5 protein-coding genes are annotated in these 3,050 nt (G+C 67.2%); 4 read left to right on the forward strand and 1 reads right to left on the reverse strand.

Translation table 11 applies throughout. From position 1 onward, the window contains the following. Window positions 1–280 (forward strand): aldo/keto reductase (locus tag ACT3S2_RS15725; protein WP_444561922.1); only part of this gene is annotated, 280 nt, incomplete at its 5' end. Beyond that, the gene (locus ACT3S2_RS15730) at window positions 277–1,161 is read left to right on the forward strand and encodes an amidohydrolase family protein (protein WP_444561923.1); all 885 of its coding nucleotides are present in this window, start codon (window positions 277–279) and stop codon (window positions 1,159–1,161) included. The genes ACT3S2_RS15725 and ACT3S2_RS15730, both read left to right, overlap by 4 nt. Window positions 1,162–1,183: 22 nt before the next feature. Here ACT3S2_RS15730 and ACT3S2_RS15735 read toward each other — a convergent pair whose 3' ends face one another. Beyond that, the gene (locus ACT3S2_RS15735; protein WP_443383119.1) at window positions 1,184–1,855 is read right to left on the reverse strand and encodes a FadR/GntR family transcriptional regulator; all 672 of its coding nucleotides are present in this window, start codon (window positions 1,853–1,855) and stop codon (window positions 1,184–1,186) included. Window positions 1,856–2,021: 166 nt separating this feature from the next. Between ACT3S2_RS15735 and ACT3S2_RS15740 the strand changes: the two genes are divergently transcribed. Together ACT3S2_RS15740 and ACT3S2_RS15745 are read left to right on the forward strand one after the other, a co-directional pair. Next, on the forward strand, window positions 2,022–2,501 hold the full coding sequence (locus ACT3S2_RS15740; RefSeq protein ID WP_444561924.1) for a carboxymuconolactone decarboxylase family protein: 480 nt from the start codon (window positions 2,022–2,024) through the stop codon (window positions 2,499–2,501). After that, window positions 2,498–2,974, forward strand: a complete 477-nt coding sequence (locus ACT3S2_RS15745) for a hemerythrin domain-containing protein (RefSeq protein WP_444561925.1) — start codon at window positions 2,498–2,500, stop codon at window positions 2,972–2,974. Before ACT3S2_RS15740 ends, ACT3S2_RS15745 begins: the two co-directional genes overlap by 4 nt. The last annotated feature ends 76 nt before the right edge of the window (window positions 2,975–3,050 follow it).

The following is a 3,050-nucleotide window of genomic DNA, read 5'->3' on the forward strand; positions in this document are numbered from 1 at the left end:
ACTAGCGCGGGCCGAGGTCAGCGATGATGCCCACTACAACTATGAACAAGCCCCACGCGAAATGGTGCAACGGGCCCGGGAGTTGGCTTCGATCTGCCAGGACTTCGGGGTCGAACTACCGAAGGCTGCCCTGCAATTCAGCCTGCGCCACCCCGCCGTGGTGAACGTGACGGTCGGGGCCAGCTCCTCGTCCCAAATGGTCTCCAACGCTGAGCGGATGGGGCAGGACATCCCCGAGGCACTCTGGGAGGCCCTGACGGAGCGCGGACTCCTCTCATGAGCCGGCCCATTATCGACGCGCACCTGCACCTGTGGGAGCTCGACGACGCCGACACCGCGGCCGGCGGTGGCGATGCGCCGAAGGCCTACGCCTGGTTGGGCCCCCAGCACGGCATCCTCCACCGCAGCCACGGGGCCCGGGAGGCCCACGACGCCCTCGCGGGCGGAGGCGTCGAGAACGCCGTGCTGGTCCAGGCCGACGACACCGCCGCCGATACGGCCGCCATGCTCGCCGTGGCGCAGGAGAGCCCCTGGGTGCTCGGCGTCGTCGGGTGGATCCGGCTCGATGACCCCACCGGCGCCCGCGCCGCCCTGGACCTCCTGGGGGCCGAGACGAAGTTCAAGGGCATCCGCCATCTGGTCCACGACGACCCGCGCCCCGATTTCCTCGAACTTCCTGCAGTGCGCGAATCCCTGGAAGCCGTCGCTGCTTCCGGGCTGGCCTTCGACGTTCCCGACGCCTTTCCGGGCCACCTGGACCAGACCGTGCAGCTGGCCCGCGATCTCGACTCCCTGACGGTGGTCCTGGACCATCTGGGCAAGCCGCCGCGTTCGGACGAGCAGGCGATGCCGAGCTGGCAGCGGGACTTCAGGGCCCTGGCGGAACTTCCCCGGACGGTCGCGAAGATCTCCGGGCTGTTCATCCCGGGACTGCCCTATACGGCAGATGCCCTCCGCCAGGTGTGGGATGAGGCATTGGAGGCCTTCGGACCGGAGCGGCTCATGTTCGGGGGCGATTGGCCCATCAGCCGGCTGGGTGGTTCCTACGGTGAGACCGCTGGCCCGCTGTTCGAGCTGATCTCCACGCTCTCCGACTCCGAGCAGGAGGCCGTGCTGCACGGGACCGCGGCCCGGGTCTACCAACTGGGCGACGACCACTAACTGCGGACCGACCGGAAACCGGCTACATCGCCTCGCGCAACCAGGCTTCCACACCGCTGACGTGCACGGTCAGCAAGGCCCGGGTGAGTTCGGCATCGCCGCGCTCCAGGGCATCGGCAATGGCCTGGTGTTCGGCCAGGGTGCGCGCCACCGCGTGGTCCTGGGTCAGCCCCCGCCAGATCCTCGCCCGTACGGTGCTTCCAGAGAGCGCCTCGACCAGACTGCCCAGGTATTCGTTGCCGGCCGCCTGGCCGATGATGCGGTGGAAATCCAGGTCGTGGGCCACGAGTTCCTCGATGCCGGTGGTCTCGTCGATCCCCTCCATCGTGGCGCGCAGGGCTTGAAGTTCCTCGGCCGACATCCTCGAGGCGGCCATGAAGCCGCTGGCCGGTTCGAGGATGCGCCGGACTTCGAAGAGTTCGAGCACCGACCGGTCCTGGTGCAGCTCCACGATGAAGGCCACCGCCCCGTTGAGCAGGTTCGCATCCAGCGACGTCACGTAGGTTCCGTCACCGCGGCGGACGTCCAGCACCCGAATCAGTTCCAGGGCCTTGACCGCTTCTCGCAGTGAATTGCGCGAAAGTCCGAGCCGTTCGGCCAGCTCCTTCTCCGGGGGAAGCCGGTCCCCCGCCTTGAGCTCCTCGCGCAGCAACATGCCCTTGATCTTGTCGATCGCCTCATCAGTCACAGCCATGGCCACCATCCTACGGTCAATCATCGGACCTTTGCCGGTCAACCGCCCCGGATGGACTGTCCCCACGGCCAGTCAGCGACCGATTGACAACCCCCGGGAGCGGCGGGACAGTGGAATCGACGACGGATTCCCGCCGGCACCGTTCCAGTCAAAAGGACCACGTGAAATGCCCGCAGCTCAACGTCTAGACATCCACGGCATCGATGCGGCCGCCTACCAGCCGATGTTCGCGTTGGAGAAGTACATCCATGGTGGCAACCTCGGAGAAGATCTGCTGGCCCTGGTGAAGATCCGGGCCTCCCAGATCAACGGCTGCGCCTACTGTCTGGAAATGCACGACCGCGAAGCCCGCGCCGCCGGCGTGGATGACCGACACCTCGACGTCCTCGCCGGATGGCATGAAGCCTCCGGCCTGTATTCGGACCGCGAGGAGGCGGCACTCGCACTGACCGAGGAGATGACCCTGATCAGTCAGGCCGGTGTCTCTGATCAGACGTGGGAACGGGTCGGCAACGAATTCACGGACCAGGACACCGTCACGTTGATCATGGCCATCTGCGCGATTAACACCTGGAACCGGATGGCCATCAGCACCCGCCAGGCGCTGCCGGAGGTCGCTGCACCCACCCCGGGCCCGGCATCATGAGCACCGCCGGCATCCTGTCCGACGCACTCGAACGCGAACACCGCGAGATCGACGGCGGCATCGAGGCCTTCACCGCCGGGGCCACGACAGGGACCTACGACGACGCGGCCCTGTTGCGGGCACTGGCGGCCCTGCGTCGACATATCTATCTGGAGGAGGTCTTCCTCTTCCCGCCCCTGCGTGAGGCCGGGTTGATGATGCCGATCATGGTCATGGAACGAGAGCACGGAGAACTCTGGCAGCTGATGGACACCGTGCAGGCAGCCCACGACGGCGGGGCCGCACCCGCCGAACTGGTCTCCACCTGCCAGGAACTGCTCTCGCTGCTGGACCGGCACAACTCCAAGGAGGAGCCGATCATCTACCCCCAGGCCGATACCGCCCTGGAGGAGCAGGCCCACGCCCAGCTGCAGGAATTCATCGCCTCCGGGACCATGCCCGAAGGGTGGGTCTGCCACCGCGCGGCCAGTTAAACCGGCAGGCCACCCGCTCGTAGGCCGGTGGCCGGAGACACAGTGCGACGGCGGTGCCACGCAGGCACCGCCGTCG

The sequence above is a fragment of the Arthrobacter sp. AOP36-A1-22 genome (genome assembly GCF_052377615.1).
In the GTDB taxonomy this organism is placed as follows: Bacteria; Actinomycetota; Actinomycetes; order Actinomycetales; family Micrococcaceae; genus Arthrobacter_H.